The organism is Sphingomonas sp. Leaf20, from assembly GCF_001421535.1.
Taxonomy (GTDB): Bacteria; Pseudomonadota; Alphaproteobacteria; order Sphingomonadales; family Sphingomonadaceae; genus Sphingomonas.
Window position 1 is genome coordinate 324024 of record NZ_LMKN01000001.1, and the last position, 19478, is coordinate 343501.

Consider the following 19478-nt stretch of genomic DNA (forward strand, 5'->3'; position numbering starts at 1 on the left):
TCCCTTATCGGCTCATTGCCCGGCCGTCACGCGAGACTTCGCCCGACGACGGCAACGAAGACGCGGCGGAGACGCATGCCGGACAACGCCTCCGCCCATGACGCGACACGCGTCCCGAGCTTACCGCCCGATCAGCCGCTTCGCGATCGAGTCCGCGACATCCGACGACGGCTCGCCGCTGCGGTCGCTCTCGTCCCAGACCTGAATCAGCCGCTCGGGAATGCGCGCGATCCGCGCCTTCACTTCGGCCTCGTCGCCCTGGCCGAGATATTCGAGCCCGACATTGATGATCCCGCCCGCGTTGATCACGTAATCCGGCGCGTACAGGATGCCGCGTGCATGCAGCCGCGCTCCGTCTTCGCGCACGCTCAACTGGTTGTTCGCGCCGCCCGCGACGACCTTTGCCTTCAACGCGGCGATCGACATCTCGGTCAGGATCGCGCCGAGCGCGTTCGGGCTGAAGATATCGGTCTCGGTCGTCAGGATCGCTTCGGCCGCAACCGCGGTCGCGCCGAGCTCGCTTGCCAGCGCCTGTGCGCGCGCCTCGTCGACGTCCGCCAGCGTCAACACCGCGCCGTCCTTCGCCAGCAGCCGCGCGAGCCCGCCGCCGACCGAGCCGACTCCCTGGATCGCGACGCGCACGCCCTTCATGTCGGTCGCGCCCAGCCCGCGCTGCGCCGCCGCCTTGACCCCCAGATAGATGCCGAGCGCGGTGTACGGCCCCGGATCACCACCCGCCGCGCCGCTTGCGACCGGCAGGCCCGAGACATACCGCGTCTGCGTCGCGATGACCTTCATCCGCTCCTCGGACATGCCGACGTCCTCGGCCGTCACATACCGACCGCCGAGCGCCTCGACCGCGCGACCGAAGGCTTCGAGCTGCGCGGTCGTGATGACGTCACCGGGCTTCGCCGCCAGCACGACACCCTTGCCGCCGCCAAGCTCGAGCCCGGCCATCGCGTTCTTGAAGCTCATGCCGCGCGACAGGCGCAGCGCATCGGTCACCGCGCGGCCGTTATCGGCATAATGCCAGAAACGCGTCCCGCCCGCTGCCGGACCGAGCTTGGTCGAATGGAGCGCGATTACCGCGCGCAGACCCGATTCGGGATCGGTAAAGCTGTGGACGCCCTCATGGTCGTCGAAATCGGGAAGGTCCCAAACCGCTGTCATCGCCGGCTCCGTCAGGAGGAATAAAATTGCTGTGAGGTGAAATATTATTTTCCGGCGCGATTTACCAGCGCAAAGCTGCACGATGCCAGGGACTTGGCGAAATAATGCCAGTGGGGAAAATAACGCCCGGTACCAGGACCGGGAAATAATGGGGCGACCGACGGGACTTGAACCCGCAACATCCGGCATCACAAGCCGACGCTCTAACCAATTGAACTACGATCGCCGCGAAGGCCCGTGCCCCTAAGCGGGCTGTCCGGGTCCGTCAAGCGCCGCGATGTCGCTCGCGTTCAAAAACTGCCCTCGATCGCCTGGCGGTACCCGCCTGCCCCGCGGACGAACCCGAGCGTTTCGAGCGTCTGCTGTGCAACCGGGTCGGTCGGCTGCAGCGTCAGCTCTGCCCGATACCGTCCATCATTCTCCAGCCGCAGCGTCACGCCCTCGGTCCCCGCCTGGCTGACGAGCGGCAGGATCACCGCGCTCCCGTCGCACCGCGGCGTGCCCGCAACCGACTGCGGCAGCGTGATCCCCGCCACCGTCCCGCCTAGTGTCGCCCGCACGCGCCCCTCCGCACTCTGGCACTGGCCGTCGGCGAACTCCACGGTGACCGCCTCCAGCTCCAGCGCGGTCACCGGTACGGGTGCGAACACCGCCCCCGCCGCGATCGTCCCGCTCAATGCGTCGATGCCAAAGCCGTGCCGGCTGACGCTGGCGGCGCCGCGCAGCGCCCCGGGCAGCCCGTCGGGCCCTGCCAGCACGATGCGCGCCTTCCCGACCAGCAGCGGCAGCGGCGACAGCCGTGCGTGGAGCGACCCGAGCGCGACGTCGCCGAACCGCGCATCGGTCAGCGTCGCACCCCAGATCGTTCCCGTGACGCGCCGTGCCACCAGCCCCGCGTCACCGACGCCAAACCAGCCGAGCGCCGCGCGCATCGGCAGAAACACGAGCAGCGCGACGACCAGCATCGCCCCGAACAACGCGGTCGGTCCGGTCTTCAACCTGATCCGCCTCATGCCGCGCGCGCCTTCAGCGTCATCGTCGCGCTCACCGTCCGGTCGCCCGAATTGGTCATCGTCGCCGAATCCACCAGGATCCCCGCGCGTTCCAGCCGTGCCAGCCAGGCGGTCAGCGCTGCCGGGCGTGCCGAGGGGATCGCGATCCGGACGCGGTCAGGCCCGTCCTGATCGAGGCTGGTCACGGCGAACCCCGCGACATCCGCCTGCACGCGAACCACGTCGGCCAGTGCGCCCGTCAGCGGCGCGGGTCGCGTGCGTTGCGCCTCGCGCAGGATCGCGACCTGCGCCTGTGTCTCGCCCAGCCGCGTCACCGCGCTCGCATGCCGTTCACGCGCGCTCGACAATCCGTCGCCGACGGGCCGGATCACCGCGCCCCAGATCAGCGTCAGCACCGCCAGCGCCGCCATCGCGACGAGCAGCCGCTTTTCCCGCAGCGATCGTCCCTCGAACCAGTGTCGCAGTCCCGTCATCGTCACGCGCCCCCACCGGTGCTGAGCGTCAGGTCGCCGGCGACGCGCCCGTCGGCCGCCTGGAAGACGCCCGCCTGGACCGTGAACCCGGCCGCCTCGAACGCGGTCTTCAAATCGGTCGCGAGCGATTCGCGCTCGACGGCCACGCTCAGCCTCACGGTCCCGTTCGGCTGGAAATCGAGCGCGGTGACCTCGCTGCCGGGCACCGCGCGCACCACCGCGAAGATCGCCGCGCTGGTCGCGCTGAACCCCAGCCCGGGGCCGCGCACGCGCGACAGCCGCTCGTCGAGCTGCCGCGTCGCGTCGGTCACCGTCTCGCCGCGCGGCAGGCCCGATCTTGCGACCAGGTCCGCCTGCGTCGCGAGCATATCCGCACCAAAGCTGTATTTCGCGATCCGCACCAGCGAGATCGCCAGCGTCACCGCGAGGATCAGCCCGGCAAGCACCGCCAGTCGCCGGATCAGCGCCCAGTCGAGCGCCAATCGCCGCCGCCGTGCGAACACCCCCTGCCGAAGGTCGAGCGACGGTGCCGCGGCCGCCCCGACCAGCGCCGCTTCCAGGTCTGCGCGCTCGATCGGGACCGGCGCGCTGTCGCCCGTGACGAGTGCGGTCATCGGCGCCTCGTCGGCAAACCCGCAGGTCGTCCCGCGGATGATCGCGCTGCCCGCCAGGACGGTGCCGACATATCCCTCGTCCGGGCGTGGCAGCAGCATCGGTGCGGGGATGACCGCGACCGGATCGATCCCCGCCTCCGCGAGCATCCGCAGCCAGCCGAGCATCACCGCGCTGCCGACCACGCCGATCGGTCGTTCGGCATTGCCCTCGTCGCCGACGACGACGTGAAGCTCGGCCAGCGGCGCAGCGCTCGCCTCGGTGACGAGCAACCGCGCCGCCGCGGTCGCCTGGGCGGGGCTGCGCGACGGGAGTTCGGCCCAGTGGAGCGTCACCGCCTCGGCCGGGGCAACTGCGATCGTCGCGCCATCGGGATCGGGCGCGGGGATCCCCTCGCCCTCGTCGACGACGCGCCTGTCCGCCGTGCGGATCCAGCGATAACCGGTCTCGCCGGACGGAAGGAACACCAGGGTCGTCATGAGTCTTCGCCCCATTGCCGCGATACGAGCCGCGCAGGAAGCGTCGTCGCATCGATCAGCGCATGTTCCTGCAAAACCGTCGTGCCGATTGTCACGTCGATCTGCAGCGTGAACCATTTCGACACGATCGCGGTCCCGCGCTCGCCATCCGCATTGGCATTGCCCTGCAACGCCGCGCTCTTGAAAAAAACATCGGTGCTGCCAACGCCCTGCGGCGGGCGCTGAAGGATCATCTGGCGCGCGCCGGCGATCGACATCGTGTCGGGGAACAGCATCGCGAGGATCGGCGCCTGCTCGGGGAGCAGCGTGTTGACGTTGATCGGCGCGGCCTGCGCGATGGGCAGCGTGCATATCCACGGCTTCAGCGTCGCATAGATTTGCGGCGTCATTCCCGCCACCGCGCGGATCTCGCTCGGGTCGGTCATCAGCGTGTCCGCGGTCCGGTACGGCGTCTCGCGGTTGAGATACGCGGCATCCTCCGCCCCCATCGCCTGCTGTGCCTGGTCGCTGTCGATCCAGTCGGCGGTCCCCGCCGCGATCTGTTCGGCAACCTGCACGGGCACGTCGAGCAACCGCATCAGCCGGACGAATTGCGGGCGCATCAGCGGGTCGGTGACATAGGCCCCCGCCCGACCGCTCACGAGGCTGTTGAGATTGAAGCAATTCCCGCCGTCGCGCACCCGCGCGGTTGCAAATCCGCCACCCGGCAACGGCATCCCGAACGGCCGGCCGCTCCAGTCGCCCTGCAACGTCACGCGCTTCGGGCTCGCCTCGAGCATCGCCCCGATCCGCGTCGTCGCAAGCGTCTCGGCGGCCAGCGCATAGGCACGCGCCTGCTCGCCCGCTGCCGCATTGCCGGCCAGTCGCGTCGACAGACGCAACTTCTCGAGCGCCGCCCCCGCCATCACCGCGATGATCGCCACCAGCATCAGCACGGTCAGCAATGCAGCACCCCGCTCGCGAGCAGGAATTGCGACGTCACGGCGTCTCATTGACGACCTCCTGCGGCGGCGGTGCATAGCCCGATCCGACGAGGAACATTTGGCGGAACAGCGTCCCGTCGGTGCGTTGCAGCGTGAGCTCGAGCGCCTCGGGCAATGGCACGCCCTGCAGGCCGTCCCACCGGTCGCTCCACGCGCCCGCCAGCCGATAGCGCAGCCCGATGCGCGTCACCCCCGCCATCAGCGCGGCGGGCGGCAGCGGGCCCGCACCATCGACCATCGGATAGGCGATCCGCTGCACCACGCCGTCGCTCAGCCGATAGGCCACCTTCTGCGCGTTCGATCGTGCCGCACCGTCGATATTGGTCCAGCCCCCGCGGACCAGCCGCAGAATCGGGGCGTCGCCGCTGCCACTCCCGCTCTCACCGACGAACGCGGGAATCGGCGTACCCGATTCGTCCCGCGCGGCCCGCAGCGACGCTTGGCCGAGATCCGCCGACATAATCGACAGCGTTCGCGTCAACGCGCCGATATCGTCGAGCCGCGCGCCCGTCGTGCGCTGCGCCGTCACGCTGAACGACAGGATCGCCGCCCCCGCCGCCGCGATCATTCCGAAGATCATGAGCGAGACCATCACCTCGACCAGCGTGAAGCCGTGTTCGGCGGACCGTCGATCGTCTTCGAGTGCGTGTTCGAAACGTTGGCCGCTTTCAGGCATGAACGACACAGCCGCGCCGTGCGCGCGCTCGTACGTCCTGAACGAAGCAGCGCGCCGCCCGCTCATGACGACGCCGCCACTGCCGTAGCCTGGCGCGGCGCAGGACGCATCATCGTCGATCGGCCGAGGATTGCGCCGCTGCGGTTTGCCACCGTGACGTCGATCCGCAGCACCTGCGATCCGCCCATCGCGCGCACGCGGCGCATCCAGGCCCAGCTTCGCCCGCCATTGGTCTCCACACCCGCGACCGCACCGGCGGTCGGCGGCTGCGCGGCGGTTACCGCGTCGATCGCGACGTTGCGCGCGACCATCTGTGCGATCAGCGTATCGTCGAGGATCGTCGCCCCCCGGATCGTCGCGCTCTCCAACCTGACGAGCGCCATCGCCGCGAGGCTGAACACCGCCAGCGCGACCATGATCTCGATAAGCGTGAAGCCCCGTTCCGGGCGACCGGTTCGTCTCGCACGCACGGGCATGGGCGCGCACCTCGTTCGTTCAGCGCGCATCGGCGCGCACGCTGCCATCGGCGTCGATCGTGACGCTCGCCTCGGCTCCACCGCGGCTGAGCGCCACCGTCGCCGGGCGATCGACAAGACCCGTCGGATCGAACGTCACCCGCACGCGGCCGCTCAGGTCGCCGATCGTCGCGCGCGTGCCTTCGGTCCAGCGTTCGACGCGCAACGGCTTCTCGCTGATCGGCGTCCAGCCGCCCGCAAGCCGCCGGTCGAAGCCATAGCCGCCCCCCGTGATCCACACGCTGACCGGTCGCGCCTCGACGATCGCCGAGTCATGCGCAGCGCGCACCCGCGCGGCAAAGCGCGTCGCCTCGTCGAACACGCGGCCGCGCGGATCGGGCATGACGAACACCGCCACGGCCGATGCCAGCCCGATGATCGTGACCACGACCATCAGCTCGACCAGCGTGAAGCCGTGTTCGGCGGAACGCTTCAAGGACATGAAGCCGTGTTCGGCGGAACGCCTTGAGGACGTGAAGCCGTTTTCGGCGGAACGCCTCAAGGACGTGAAGCCGCGCCGATCCCCGCCGGCGCGAACACCGACGGGAAGCCCGGCCAGAGGCTTACTGCCAGCTGCCGATATCGGCATCGATCCCCTCGCCGCCTTCCTTGCCGTCGGCGCCGAAGGTCCAGACGTCGGCCTCGCCATGCGTCCCCGGCGAGGCATAGAGATACGGACGACCCCAGGGATCGTTCGGCAGCTTCTTCAGATACCCGCCCCGCTGGTAACGCGACGGATCGGTCAGCCCGGCCGGCGCCGTGACAAGCGCGTTCAACCCCTGCGACGTGTTCGGAAAGGTCATGTTCTGAAGCTTGTACAGCTCGAGCCCGCCCTCGATCTGCGCGATGTCGGCCTTCGCCTTCTGGATCCGCGCGGTATCGCCCGATGGCAACACGTTCAGCGCGACGATCGTGGCGAGCAGGCCGATGATCACGATCACGACCATCAGCTCGACCAGCGTAAAGCCCGCTTCGCGCTTCCTGGAGAGTACGGGACGCTTTTTCTGTTCGGTACGCATACGAGACCTCATTGTCCGGCCAGCGTGTTGAGCTGGAGGATCGGGAGCAGGATGGATAACACGATCGTCGCGACGATGCCGCCCATCACGACGATGATCAGCGGTTCGAGCAGCGACAAGGCGGTGGCGGTAAACCGGTCGAACTCGCGCTCGAGATAATCGGCCGCGCGCTCGAGCATCTCGTCGAGCCGCCCCGCCGCCTCGCCAGATGCCGCGAGATAGGTCAGCAGCGGCGGGAACACGCCCGCGCGCCGCATCGCCGCCGACAGGCTGCCGCCGCCGCGGATCGCTTCGACGATCTGGTCCGACGCGAGCCGGAGGCGGCGGTTGTGGATCGTGCTGGCGGTCAGGTTGAGCCCGTCGAGCAGCGGCAGGCGGCTCGCGACCATCGTCCCGAGCGTCCGCGCCATCCGCGCCGCATGCAGGTCGCGCAGCAGCCGCCCGAGCAACGGGATCCTCAGCAGCCAGCTGTCGAAGGCGAGCCGGATCGACGGGTCCTTCAGTGCTTGCCAGCCACCCAGCGCGGCGACCGCGACGATCAGCAGCATCACCCACCAATAGCCGACGAGGAACGCCGAAAACGCCATCACCATCCGCGTCAGCAGCGGCAGTTCCTGGCCGACCGTATCGAACTGCTCGACCACCTGCGGCACCACGAACATCATCAGCGCGGTGACGACGCCCAGTGCAACCAGCGCGAGGATCGCGGGATAGGCGAGCGCGGTGATCAACTTGCCGCGAATTTCCGCCTGCCGTTCGAGCAGCGCCGCCAATCGGTCGAGGATCGTCGGCAGCGACCCCGAGCTCTCGCCCGCCGCGACCATCGCGCGGTAAAGCGGCGGGAAGCTTTTCGGCTCGCGCGCCATCGAATCGGCGAGACGCCGGCCCTCGACGACGCCCGCGTGAACATGCTGGACGATCACGCGGACGCTGTCCTGCTCGGTCTGCCGCGTGATCGTGCGGAGCGATTCCTCGAGCGGCGACACGCGGTTGAGCGTCGCGAGCTGGCGCGTGAACAGCGTCAGGTTCTTGCCCGACATCTTGGGCTTGCCGAGCTGCAACCCGAACAGCGGGCGGCCCTTGGTTGCCTGCGGCGGCGCGCCGGGCGTGATCTTGACGACGTAGAGCTTGCGCGCGTCGAGCGTCGCGCGTGCGGTGTCGATGTCCGACGCGGCGACATGGCCGCGCCGTTCGGCACCCTTGGTATCGATGGCGAGATAGTCGAAATCAGCCATGCGGGTGCATCACGCCGCCGGCTCGTCGACGATCTCGGTCGTATCGCGCCGCGACACGCGAACCGCTTCCTCGGCCGTCGTCTGTCCCGACAGCACGAGGTCGCGTGCGGACTGGGCAAGGTTCGGCGACCGCGCGAACGCGTGCGCGGTGATCGCCGACTCATGTCCGTCGGTGTTGATCAGGCGGCGGATCGTGTCGTCGACGCGGACCGCCTCGAACACGCCGATCCGGCCCTTGTATCCCGTCTGGTTGCAGTCGTCGCAGCCTTGCGCGACATAGACCACTGCATCGGGCGCGATCCCCAGCAGCGGCGCGACCGTCTCGGACGCCGCCACGGGTTTCCGGCAGGTCGGGCACAACCGCCGCACCAGCCGCTGCGCGATCACCGCGCGGAGCGTCGAGGCGAGCAGGAAGCTCTCGACCTTCATGTCGCGCATCCGCGTGATCGCGCCGATGGCGTCGTTGGTATGCACGGTCGACAGCACGAGATGCCCGGTGAGCGACGCCTGCACCGCGATCTCGGCGGTCTCGCGGTCGCGAATCTCGCCGACCATCACGACGTCGGGATCCTGACGCAGGATCGCGCGCAGTCCCGCCGCAAACGTCAGCCCGACCTTCGGATTGACCTGCGTCTGGCCGACGCCGTCGACCGCATATTCGACCGGATCCTCGACCGTCAGGATGTTGCGACTGCCGTCGTTGAGCAGGCGGAGCGCGGCGTAGAGCGACGTGGTCTTGCCCGACCCCGTCGGCCCGGTGACGAGGATGATGCCGTTGGGCTCGCTCAGCGCCTCGTTGAGCAGCGCGAATAACGCGGGCGGCAGGCCGAGCGCCTCGAGGTCGATCCCGGCATTCTCCTTGTCGAGGATACGCAACACCACGCGTTCGCCCGCGCGGCTCGGCAGCGTCGAGACGCGCACATCGAGCAGCTTGCCGCCCAGCGTCAGCCCCATGCGGCCGTCCTGCGGCACGCGCCGCTCGGCGATGTCGAGCCGCGCCATCACCTTGATCCGGCTGACGACGACCGGCGCGACATTGGGCGGCATGCGCAGCGTCTCGCGCAGCACGCCGTCGATCCGCATCCGGACGACGAGCCCCGTTTCATACGGCTCGATATGGATATCCGACACGCCGTTGCGCGCCGCATCGGCGATGATCCCGTTGATCAGCCGGATCGCGGGCGCATCGTCCGCAGTATCGAGCAGATCCTCCGCGGTCGGCATGTCGCCCGCAAGCAGGTCGAGTTCGTCGCCCATCCCGACCGCGGCCAGCGCATTGGCCTGCCCGTCCATCGCATAGACGTTCGACAGCAGCCGGTCGAACGCGGGCGCCTCGACCAGGCCGACATCGAACGCGCGACCGAGATAGCGGCGCAGTTCGAGCAGCACCTTCGGATCCGCTCCGGCACGCATCGCGATCGTCAGCTGCGAGTCGGTCTCGGTGTGGTCGACGACGACCCCGAACTTGCGCGCGAAGGCATAAGGGATGGTGATCTGGGGCAGCGCAACCTCAAGCCCCTCCCCTTCAGGGGAGGGGTTGGGGGTGGGGTCTGTCCCGAGCACGGCAACGCTCGCGGCATCGCCCCACCCCAACCCCTCCCCTGAAGGAGAGGGGCTTTCGTCGCCCAGCGCATGCCCCTCGCGGATAATCATTTCTTCACCGGCCGGAACACCGTCGTCGAGGTCCGCACCGGCACCGCGATCCGAGGGTCCTCGATGCTCCCTGGCACAGGGCCGGACGGGATCGGCGGCGCGGCGCCGAGGTAATCGCGGACCAGCTGGTCGATCGACGGTTCGCGCTCGGGCTCGGCAAGCCCCTGCTGCAACCGCAGATAGCCGTAACGCTGCTCGGTGATCCGCCGGCTGTCCGCGGCGGTGCGCAGGATCGTCGGGCGGATGAAGATCATCAGATTGGTCTTCGAGCGCTGCTTCGCCTTCGACGTGAACAGGTGCCCGAGCACGGGCAGGTCGCCGAGCAGCGGGATCTTCTCGATCGTCCGCCGCTCATTGTCGTCGAGCAGCCCGCTGATCACCGCGATCTGCCCGTCGTCGACGGTCCGCGTCGTCTCGACCTCGCGCTTGTTCAGGATCAGGTCGCTATTGTCGCTCGACACCGGTCCCGCGATCGAGCTGACCTCGAGGCGCAGGTTGAGCTTGACCGTGCCGCTCGAATTGACCTGCGGCCGCACGGTCAGTTCGATGCCGACATTCTGCCGCTGCGTCGTGCGGAACGCGTTGTCGAAATTGTTGCTGAGCGCCTGCCCCGTCGTGATCGGGATTTCCTGCCCGACCAGGCTGTGCGCCTCCTGGTTGTCGAGCGTGACGAGATGCGGGACCTGCAACAGGTTCGACGTCGTGTCACTCTTCACCGCGTTGATGATCGCGCCGAAGAAGGTGCTGCCGATCTTGCCGCCGAACCCGCCAAAGCCACCCGTCGCGGCGAGGATCGACGAGATCGCCGACTGCGCGAGCGAGTCCGCGGCGGCATTGGGCGTGTTGGTCTCCGTGCGCGTGCCATCGGGCGCGACGACCGTCGTGCCGTTGCCCGTGATCGAGCGCGCGCCGATCGCACCCGCAATCTGCAGGATGTTAGGCGCCGAGTTCGAGAAGGTCGACGCGCCGAACGCCCCGCCGCTGGGATCGCCGACGATGAACTGCGCGCCGAGCGTCCGCGCGGTCGTGTCCGACACCTCGGCGACGATCGCCTCGACCAGCACCTGTTCGCGCCGCGTATCGAGCTGGCGGACGACCTCGGCAAGCTGGCGCTGGATCTCCGCGGGTGCGGCGATGACGATCGCGTTGGCGCCGACGAAGCGCGTGACGACCGCCGCGGTCCGTCCCCCGGCGGCGGTGATCGCCGGCTGGCCCGACCCCGATCCCGACGATCCGCCGCTGGTCTGGACCGGCTGGATCGCCTGTGCCTGCTGCGTGCCGCCAAAGCCCGATCCGCCACCGCCGTTGCTGCCGCTGTTCGCGCCGAAATTCGACCGCGACAGCGCCTGCGTGGTCGGCTGGGTCGGCGTCTGCCCGACCAGTTCCTGCAACACCGGCAGCAGCTGCTCGGCATCGGCGTTTTCGAGGAAGACGACCTTGATCTCGGTCCCGTTGCGCGCCTTCTGATCGAGATCGGCGGCCACCTGCGCCAGCCTGGCGACGGTCGTCGGGTCGCCACGCAGCGCGACCGCGTTCGATCCCTCGACCGCGACCACTGACGCGCTCGGCCCGGTGGCAGCCGCGCCGCCGCCCTGCCCGCCGCCGGTGCCCGTCCCGATGAGCCCCTGCAGTGCGGTCGCGATCTCCTTCGCGCTTGCATTCTTCAGTGCGACGACGCGCGTCGACGAGCTGTCGGTATCGATCCGTCGGATCACCTCGCGGATGCGGCGGATATTGTCGGCGAAGTCGACGACCACCAGGCTGTTGCCGCCGCGGTTCGCGGTGACCGACCCCTGCGCGCTGACCAACGGTCGGACCGTGTCGACCGCGCTCGTCGCGTCGGTCGACCGCAGCCGGATGATCTCGGTGACATAGCTGTTGCGCGCGGCACCCGCGACGCCGATCCGGCTCGGCTGCGACGCGGCATTGTCGAGCGGCTGCACCCTGAACGCACCGTTCGACGTCGGCACCGCGACCAGCCCGTTGGCGCGCAGCGTCGAGAGGAACACCTCGAAATATTCCGACCGCGTCAGCGGCCGGTCGGTGACGACGGTCACCTTGCCCGCGACGCGGTTGTCGATGATGAACGTCCGCCCGGTGACCTTGGCGGCATCGGCAATGAACGCGCGGATATCGGCATCGCGGACGTTGAGCGTCGTCTGCGCGCGCGCCTCGCTCGCGACGGCGAACGCCAGCACGGGCGCCAGAACCGAGGCGAGAACCAATTTCTTCATTGCGGCCTTGGAGTTTCGAGAAGCGGGGGACGGCGAATGCGTCATTGCGGAGGGGCGATCGTGATGGCGAGCGGCAGCGTATCGGTGCCGCGCTCGACGGTGATGGGGACGTTGCCGCCCTTGGCGAAGTCGGTCGCGACGCGGTCGAGGTCGGCGGGGCCGCTGACGGGGCGCCCGCCGATCGAGGTGACGACGTCGCCGTCGCGCAGCCCCGCCTGGCGGAACGCCGCGCCCGATCCCTGCGATCGCACCGTCAGCCCGCTCACACGGCCGCCGTCGATCCGCGGGATGAAGCCGATGTCGCTGCGCAGCTGGCCGATCTGGATGCCGGCGCCCGTCGCGGATGCGCCGCCGCCGATCGCCCCACCGGGTGCACCCGTCGGCGACACGGGCGCGACCGCGTCCGACTGGTCGAGGAACAGGTCCTCGTCGACGCCGCCGCGATCGATCGTCACATGATCGAACGCGACCGCCTTGAGCTTGACGCCGGGCTGGATCTCCTCGCCGACGACGACGCTGCGCTGGACGCTGTCGGCCCCCGCGAGGATCGCCGAACTTCGTCCCGTCGCATCGTCGATCCGCGTCCCGAACAATGTCAGTTGCAGCGCGGTGACGGTTGCCGGCCCCGCGCTCGCGGGCGTGCCCAGGCGGAAGAACGGGTCGAACCCCCGCAGGATGTCGGCGGTCGCGCCCGCAACCGCGACCGGCACCGGGCGCCATTCGCCGAGCGGGCTGACCGGTGTCACCGCGACCCAGATCAGCCGCGCGCACTGCACCGCCAGCCCCGCCATCAGCGCCAGTTCGGCGGCCGAATAGATCGTGATCACGGGCAATCGTCGCAGGATGCGGCGCGCGCGCGCGTCGAACGTCAATCGCATCTGCAAACCCTCCCGCCACAGTCCCCGGCCACCCAGGCCCCCTGCCCGCCTAGGCATGCCATGTTACAGTTACGCGTCAAGGCGCCGATAGATTAATCCTGGTCTGGCGCAGCCGCGGATCGCTTGGCAAAACAGGACCATGGCCCAGACTCCCCCGCCGAACCCGACTCCACCCAACCCGGTCCCGCCCAATCCGGCCCCGACGGATACGCTCCTGCTCGGCAGCGGCCTTGCCGCCGCGCCGATCGTCGCGCGTCTGACGGCGGCGCCCGGCGTCCAGCGCGTACCGAGCCCCAAGCTGACGCTGTTCCTCAGACGCGGATTCCTGTCGCCCGCGCTATGCGCCGCGTTGATCGAGCGGATCGACGACGTCCGCCGCCCCTCGACGATCTCGGATTCGAACGGCGACGCAAGCTACCGAACCAGCGAGACGGGCGATCTCGACCCCGCCGACCCCGTCGTGCTCGAGGTCGAGGCGCATATCGCCACGCTGACCGGTCTCGACGGGATCTACGGCGAGCCGCTGCAGGGACAGCGTTATGCGGTCGGGCAGGAGTTCAAGGGCCATACGGATTATTTCGAGCCGACCGGCATCGACTATGACCGCTATTGCAGCGTTGCCGGCAATCGCACCTGGACCGTGATGGTCTATCTGAACCAGCCCGAGGCGGGCGGCGCGACGCGGTTCAAGGCGATCGACAAGATCGTCCAGCCCGAGACCGGCAAGCTGCTTGCCTGGAACAACCGCCGCCCCGACGGCACGCCCAACCCGGCGACGCTCCACCACGGCATGAAGGTCCGCAGCGGCGTCAAATACGTCATCACCAAATGGTACCGCGAACGGCCCTGGGGGTAGCCACCCCCGTCATCCCGGGCTCCAGAACCAAACAGCGCCGTCCTCTGCAACCCTGGATCCTAGGCCTCCGCTGGAATGACGGGGAAGGAGGCTGGCGCGCAGCTGACCCCACCCACCCCGTCATCCTGGGCTCGACCCAGGATCCAGAGCCAAACAGCGCCGTCCTCTGCAACCCTGGATCCCAGCCTTCGCTGGGATGACGGAGAACGGGGGCGGCGCACTGCTCACCTCACCCACCCCGTCATCCTGGGCTCACCCCAGGATCCAGAGCCAAACAGCGCCGTCCTCTGCAACTCTGGATCCCAGCCTTCGCTGGGATGACGGGGCGGGAGGCCGGCGCGCTGCTCACCACCCCAATTCCGTCATCCTGGGCTCGACCCAGGATCCAGAGCCAAACAGCGCCGTGCTCTGCAACTCTGGATCCCAGCTTTCGCTGGGATGACGGGCCGGGGGTAGCCCCCCGGCTCGTCCCGACCTCAGCCGGCCTCAGAACGTCGTGCTCAGTCCCAGCGTGAACACCCGCCCGAGATTATACCGGTTGATGAACACCTGCGCGCCGTTGTCGAAGGTCTGCCCCTCCTGGAACCGCGTGCCCGTCAGGTTGCGCGCCTCGGCCTTGAGCTCCCAGCGCCCGCCGACGAGGTCGAAGCCCTGCCGCGCAACGACGTCGAGGCGGATACCGGGCTTCTCGACGATGTCGGGCTGGAACCCGACGCCGCTGAGGTTCGACGGCCCGCGATTGGTCACGCGGTTGCTCGCATAGTTGAACAGCACCGTGACCTGCGACAGCGACGCCGTATCCTCGAGCCCGACCTGGACGTTGACGAGGTGATCCGACTGCCCGGTCAGCGACGCGCCGTCGCGGAACTGGAGCGCGGCCGGACCGAAGCCCGCCTGACACCCGCCGAGCGTCTGGTTGAGCACGTTCGGGACACAGCTATCGTCCGCGGTGATCGACGACTTCGAATAGGTGTAGTTGGCGATGAACAGCGCGCGCCGCGTCGCGAAGAAGTCCGAATTGAGGAAATCGAGGTCGAAATATTTCTGGAGCTCGACCTCGGCGCCATAGAGCGTCGCCTCGGGCAGGTTGGTGAAGCCGGTCTGCAACCGGTCGTCCGCGCCGGTGTAGAAGCCGACCTGCTCGACCGGGTTCTTGATCTCCTTGTAGAAACCGCCGAGCGTGAAGCGCTGGTCGCGCGCGAAGAACCACTCGTAGCGGCCCTCGAGATTGTAGAGCTCCGAGTCCTTCAACAACGGGTTGCCGAAGAACAGCCGATCCGATTCGGGATCGCGGAACTGCTGCGGTGCGAGCTCGCGGAACTGCGGACGCGAGATCGTCTTCGACGCGCTCGCGCGCAGCTGCATGTTGCTCGCGAAATTATAGGTAAGCGTCGCGGCGGGCAGGAAATAATCATTCTTCAGCCGCGTCGTCGTCGTGCCGATCGGCGTCACGCGTTCGTCGGCGGTCTCGTAGCGCACGCCGATCGTCGCGCGGACGCCGTCGGTGGCTTCCGCCTCGGCCTGCACATAGCCCGCATGGATGCGCAGCGACGCATCATAGGCATAGGCGCCGAGCGGCGTGTTGAACTGCAGCTGGATCTGGTTCGCGTTGAGCGAATCGATCCCGAGCAGATAGTCGGGCCGCAACAGATTGTACGGATAGCCAGGCGCGGTACCGCCGCCCGCGGCGGTCTGGTAATTGAACTGGAGGCGCGTCGAATTGCGCGTCGTGTCCGAATAGAAATAGCCCGTCGACAGCGTCATCGGCCGCTCGGTGTCGAGCTTGTACGACAGGTCGCCCTGCCCCGTGTACAGATCCTCGTTCAGGTCGCTGAAGATGATCGAAGCGAACGGCGTGAAACGCTGCGTCACCTGGTACGCGCCGTTGCACTGCGCGCCGTCGGAGCCGTTGGGCGCCTCGACGCTGATCGGCAGGCCGGTCGTCGTCGTCGCCGAGCAGAGATAGTCGAACTGCCGCTCGTACGGCGCGTTGCGCTTCGAATTGGCATAGGCGCCGCGCGCGTCGAATTTCAGCGCGTCGGTCAGCTTGAACTCGCCGACCAGCTGGCTCTCGAACAGCTGGCGTTCGAACCAGTTGGTGTTCTGCTGGAAACGCAGACCGCTCGAATTGTTGTAGACCAGCGCGGACGATCCGCGCGCCTGCTTCAGCGTGTCGTGGATGTAGACCGTGGTCGAACGGATCGTGTTCGGCCCGAATTCATAGCCGAGCCCGATCAGCGCGTTGGTGACGATCCGGTTGTCGGTCAGCAGCGTCTGGAAGTCGTTGCGCAGCGTACCGTCGGTCGACACCGAATCCTGCTGGGTCGACGATCGCGTGCGGAACGTGTTGCTCGCGCTCAGCGACGCGATGACGCCCAGCCGGTCCGAGCCGAAATTGAACACCGACCCGCCGCTGATCTCCCCGGACCAGTTCGCCGGCAGCTGGTTGTTGCGCTGGAGCAGGGTCGTGCTCGCGTTGCTGAGCTGCGCGACCTGGTCGGTCGGGATCAGTCCCGTTCCGTTCGGCGCGTTCTTGATGAACGCGGGCACCTTGCGCGTGCCGTCGTCGAAGCCGATCCAGTCCGCATCGCCGCCATAATAGGTGTAGCCGAGCTCGCTGGTCGTCGCGGTATCCGCCGAGATCGAACCGCCGACGCTCAGGAAGTTCTTCTCGGGGATCGCCTTGGTCGTGAGGTTGATCACGCCGCCGCCGAACTCGCCCGGATAGTTCACCGAATAGGTCTTCTGGACCAGCGCCGATCCGACGATCGCGGTCGGGAAGATGTCGAGCGGGACCGAGCGGCGCAGCGGCTCGGGGCTCGGCAGCGGCGATCCGTTGAGCAGCGACGACGAATAGCGATCGCCCAGCCCCCGGACATAGACGAACCCGTTCCCGACGACGCTGAGCCCGGTGACGCGTGACAGCGCGCCGGCGATGTCGCCCTCGCCCGTCCGCGCGATGTCAGCGCTCGACAGCACCGAGACGATCTGTGCGGTCGCGCGCACGGTGTTCGGGATGTTGCGCCCGACGACGACGATGTCCTCGCCCGCCGAGGCGTCATAGCCCGGGCTCGAGACCTCGACCCCGGCTTGCGGCGTCGCCTCCTCCTGCGCGGACGTGCCCGGCGTCGCGGCGTTGGTCTGGGCTGCGTCGGCCTCGGGCGTCTGCGTCGGGCGCGGCGGTGCGGCCGGCGCGGGCGCGGTCTGGGCGAGCGCGGCCGGGGCGACCAGCGTCGAGGTGAGGAGGAGGAGCGTTCCGTAGGCGAGGCGCTTGGACATGGCCTGTAATCCCGATTCGATAAGTCATAGGCGAATGCCGGGACGGCCCCCCAAGGACCGCCCCGGCATCACGGCGCATTCAGATGGCGCCCGCCTCAGCGGCCCTGGCAGGCGAAGTAGATCGAGCTGAACGCGGGCGGCCCGACGTCCTGCAGCGCCGCATCCGCCGGACGAACCGTCGTGCGGCCGCCCGTCGTCTGCTCGCCCGCGATCATGTTGACGCAGGCGACGTTCGCAGGAGTCTTCACCACGCCGTTGACGAAGGTCATGTCCGCACCGCCACGCAGACGGATTGCGGCCGGGGCCAGCGCGGTCTGGATGAAGGTGAAGTTGGCGTAGCGGCCGAACGTGCGCGGCAGCAGATCCTCGGCATTGTTCGAGTCGATCTCGGTCGAGAACGAATCCGCCGTCGCGCCGATCGTGCGCTGTGCGGCGATCATGAACTGGATGAAGCCGCGATAGCCATTGTCGATATCGAAGCCGTCGTCGTCCGCGCCGGTGATCGCGATATACTTCAGGTTGCTCGTGCCGCCGAAGATCTCGACGCCGTCATCCGCCGAATTATGGCTCTGGATGTGGTCGAGCACGGTGCCCGACCCAGTGCCGCCGAGCGTCAGGCCCTGCAGCTCGTTGCCGTCGCTGATAGCGATGCCGCTGTAGCGGATCTGGACGAACTGCATCGTGCCGCTGCTGTCGTTGGCGGTCGGGCCGCCATAGAAGCGACCCGTGACGCCCTCGATCGCCTGCTGGCAGGTCGCGCTGCCGCCTGCGGCGTTGTTCGGGCCCGTCCCGGTGGCGCAGACCGCGATCGGTGCGCGGCCGAGCAGGATGATCCCGCCCCACTGCCCCTGCGTCGCATCGCTGACGCCGTTCGTCGCGAGGTTCTGCTGCGAGGTGAAGACGATCGGTGAGGTCGCGGTACCCACCGCGTTGATCTTCGACCCGCGGTTGACGATCAGCAGGTCGTTGGTCGTCTCGCTCGAATCCGCCGCGATCACGACGCCCGCCTCGATGTTGAGGATCGCATTGTTATCCGCGCCGGTCGTGCCGACGTCGGTGCCGACCTCGGTCTGGCCGCGCAGGCGATAGAAGACGCCCGCGATCTTCGGCAGGTTGAGCGTACCGCTGATTACCGTCGGCAGGCGGCACGCGCGGAACGTCGCAACCAAGCCGTCATCGGTCGTGCCGGTCGGGCAGACGCTCGCCGCGGTGACCGCGCCGACCGAGGGCACTGCGGTGCAGCGTGCGCCCGCGCCGCCGAATTCGGCCGAGGTTGAGTTGCAGGTCCAGCCCTGGAACGCGGTGTCGGTCGGGCCGTTGAGCGCGCCGACATAGTTGGTGCTGGTGAAGAAGCTGTTGAGCGTCGACGGGTCCATCGCGGTGGTCAGCGAGGTCGCGGCGACCGGGTAGATGCCGTTGAGCGTGTTGCTGACGCCGCTGACGTTGTTGTTGGTGCCGGCGTTGACGATCGCGAGCTGTTCGTCCGCGGTGACCGAGATGCCGTTGACCGGGGTGACGGCCGCGAACTGCGCCGCGGTGATCGCGGTCGGCGTGGGCGTCGGGGTCGGCGTGGGCGTCGGCGTTACCGCCGGCGGGTTGATGATGACCGAGCCTGCGCCCGGCGACGCGACGCTGTCCGCGCCTCCGCACGCCGAGAGCGCCGCACAGGCGGTGCTCGTCAGCAGGATAAGGCCGATGCGCTTGAAGCTGGTCATTCACGGAACTCCCGGTCGATCATTGATTGCGTGGATCGACTCGGGTCCCCCTGCCGATCTCGAGACCGCGGTTAGGCGGCACAGATGACAGTGCGATGCGGTTTTGGTGACGGTTGAATGACTGTAATATTGCAGTGCTGTGACGCTCGACGCGGGCGATGCGCGCTAAGCGGTTCTTGCGGCAGATTAGTTGGCGCGGCGCAATCCCAAACGAATCACCCGGCTTTCGCTGCGCGGCACAATGATTTAAGGACCACGGACGCAAGCACGGCCCGGATCCGGGCAATCCCGCGGATTTCACCGCGATTACAGGAATTTTCGACGAGTATGGCCTCTTTCAAGGACCCCGGTTTTCAGGAACGTACTGCCTCCGCGAACGACGCGAAGCTGAAGGCGCTGGAGAAATTGCGCGCCAAGCCTGCGATCGATCCCGCGGTTGTCGCCGAGCGCGCCGCCGCCCGCGCCGCCAAGGAGGAAGCCGAGCGCGCCAAGCGCCAGGCCAAGCGCGATGCCGAGGAGGAGGCCAAGGCCGCCAAAAAGGCCGCCGCCGCCGAAGCCGCAGCGCGCGCGCTCGAAGCCGAAGCCAAGTCGCAAATGTCCGACGCCGACAAGAAAGCGCTCCGCGACGCCAAATACGCGGCGCGCAAAGCCAAGAAGAAGTAACGAAACGGCCGGGTAACCCCCGGCC

At 68.3% G+C, this 19478-nt stretch carries 17 protein-coding genes and 1 tRNA gene; 2 read left to right on the plus strand and 16 right to left on the minus strand.

Going from position 1 to position 19478, the window contains the following annotated elements; translation table 11 throughout:
- Window positions 1–120: 120 nt before the first annotated feature.
- The 14 genes from ASE72_RS01555 to ASE72_RS01620 form a co-directional block, all read right to left on the minus strand.
- Complete coding sequence (locus tag ASE72_RS01555) at window positions 121–1170, minus strand: Leu/Phe/Val dehydrogenase (protein WP_056015793.1); 1050 nt, start codon at window positions 1168–1170, stop codon at window positions 121–123.
- A 149-nt stretch (window positions 1171–1319) separates the two neighbouring features.
- A tRNA-His gene (locus ASE72_RS01560) sits at window positions 1320–1396 on the minus strand.
- Window positions 1397–1460: 64 nt separating this feature from the next.
- Window positions 1461–2183, minus strand: coding sequence for a type II secretion system protein N (gspN, locus tag ASE72_RS01565; RefSeq protein ID WP_056015796.1), 723 nt, complete (start codon window positions 2181–2183; stop codon window positions 1461–1463).
- A complete protein-coding gene (gene gspM / locus ASE72_RS01570; protein WP_056018696.1) occupies window positions 2180–2656 on the minus strand; it encodes a type II secretion system protein GspM in 477 nt (158 codons plus the stop codon). The genes gspN and gspM overlap by 4 nt, the downstream gene beginning before the upstream one ends.
- Window positions 2657–2658: 2 nt before the next feature.
- Window positions 2659–3747, minus strand: coding sequence for a type II secretion system protein GspL (gspL, locus tag ASE72_RS01575; protein ID WP_056015800.1), 1089 nt, complete (start codon window positions 3745–3747; stop codon window positions 2659–2661).
- A complete protein-coding gene (gene gspK / locus ASE72_RS01580; protein WP_200916142.1) occupies window positions 3744–4739 on the minus strand; it encodes a type II secretion system minor pseudopilin GspK in 996 nt (331 codons plus the stop codon). The genes gspL and gspK overlap by 4 nt, the downstream gene beginning before the upstream one ends.
- Window positions 4726–5406: a type II secretion system minor pseudopilin GspJ gene (gene gspJ, locus ASE72_RS01585; protein ID WP_082445851.1), complete on the minus strand. Its 681-nt coding sequence runs from the start codon at window positions 5404–5406 to the stop codon at window positions 4726–4728. Before gspJ ends, gspK begins: the two co-directional genes overlap by 14 nt.
- 62 nt (window positions 5407–5468) lie before the next feature.
- Complete coding sequence (gspI, locus tag ASE72_RS01590; protein WP_056015802.1) at window positions 5469–5882, minus strand: type II secretion system minor pseudopilin GspI; 414 nt, start codon at window positions 5880–5882, stop codon at window positions 5469–5471.
- Window positions 5883–5901: 19 nt separating this feature from the next.
- Window positions 5902–6363, minus strand: a complete 462-nt coding sequence (locus ASE72_RS01595) for a GspH/FimT family pseudopilin (RefSeq protein ID WP_056015805.1) — start codon at window positions 6361–6363, stop codon at window positions 5902–5904.
- A gap of 121 nt (window positions 6364–6484) precedes the next feature.
- Entirely contained in the window at window positions 6485–6940 is a 456-nt protein-coding gene (gspG, locus tag ASE72_RS01600; RefSeq protein ID WP_082445719.1) for a type II secretion system major pseudopilin GspG, read from the minus strand.
- Window positions 6941–6948: 8 nt separating this feature from the next.
- The gene (gspF, locus tag ASE72_RS01605; RefSeq protein ID WP_056015808.1) at window positions 6949–8175 is read right to left on the minus strand and encodes a type II secretion system inner membrane protein GspF; all 1227 of its coding nucleotides are present in this window, start codon (window positions 8173–8175) and stop codon (window positions 6949–6951) included.
- A 9-nt stretch (window positions 8176–8184) separates the two neighbouring features.
- On the minus strand, window positions 8185–9828 hold the full coding sequence (locus ASE72_RS01610; RefSeq protein WP_082445720.1) for a GspE/PulE family protein: 1644 nt from the start codon (window positions 9826–9828) through the stop codon (window positions 8185–8187).
- Complete coding sequence (gspD, locus tag ASE72_RS01615) at window positions 9825–12062, minus strand: type II secretion system secretin GspD (protein WP_056015812.1); 2238 nt, start codon at window positions 12060–12062, stop codon at window positions 9825–9827. The genes ASE72_RS01610 and gspD overlap by 4 nt, the downstream gene beginning before the upstream one ends.
- 41 nt (window positions 12063–12103) lie before the next feature.
- On the minus strand, window positions 12104–12940 hold the full coding sequence (locus ASE72_RS01620) for a type II secretion system protein N (RefSeq protein WP_056015815.1): 837 nt from the start codon (window positions 12938–12940) through the stop codon (window positions 12104–12106).
- 139 nt (window positions 12941–13079) lie between these two features.
- On the opposite strand from ASE72_RS01620, the gene ASE72_RS01625 reads away from it, so the two are divergent.
- Window positions 13080–13796, plus strand: coding sequence for a prolyl hydroxylase family protein (locus ASE72_RS01625; RefSeq protein WP_082445721.1), 717 nt, complete (start codon window positions 13080–13082; stop codon window positions 13794–13796).
- 486 nt (window positions 13797–14282) lie between these two features.
- On the opposite strand, the gene ASE72_RS01630 is transcribed toward ASE72_RS01625, so the two are convergent.
- Both ASE72_RS01630 and ASE72_RS01635 read right to left on the minus strand, forming a co-directional pair.
- Window positions 14283–17075 carry a TonB-dependent receptor domain-containing protein gene (locus ASE72_RS01630; RefSeq protein ID WP_056015818.1) on the minus strand — a complete coding sequence of 931 codons (2793 nt, stop codon included), beginning with the start codon at window positions 17073–17075 and terminating at the stop codon, window positions 14283–14285.
- A gap of 95 nt (window positions 17076–17170) precedes the next feature.
- Window positions 17171–18790, minus strand: a complete 1620-nt coding sequence (locus ASE72_RS01635; RefSeq protein WP_056015821.1) for a hypothetical protein — start codon at window positions 18788–18790, stop codon at window positions 17171–17173.
- 327 nt (window positions 18791–19117) lie between these two features.
- Between ASE72_RS01635 and ASE72_RS01640 the strand changes: the two genes are divergently transcribed.
- On the plus strand, window positions 19118–19453 hold the full coding sequence (locus ASE72_RS01640) for a DUF6481 family protein (protein WP_056015824.1): 336 nt from the start codon (window positions 19118–19120) through the stop codon (window positions 19451–19453).
- Window positions 19454–19478: the final 25 nt, after the last annotated feature.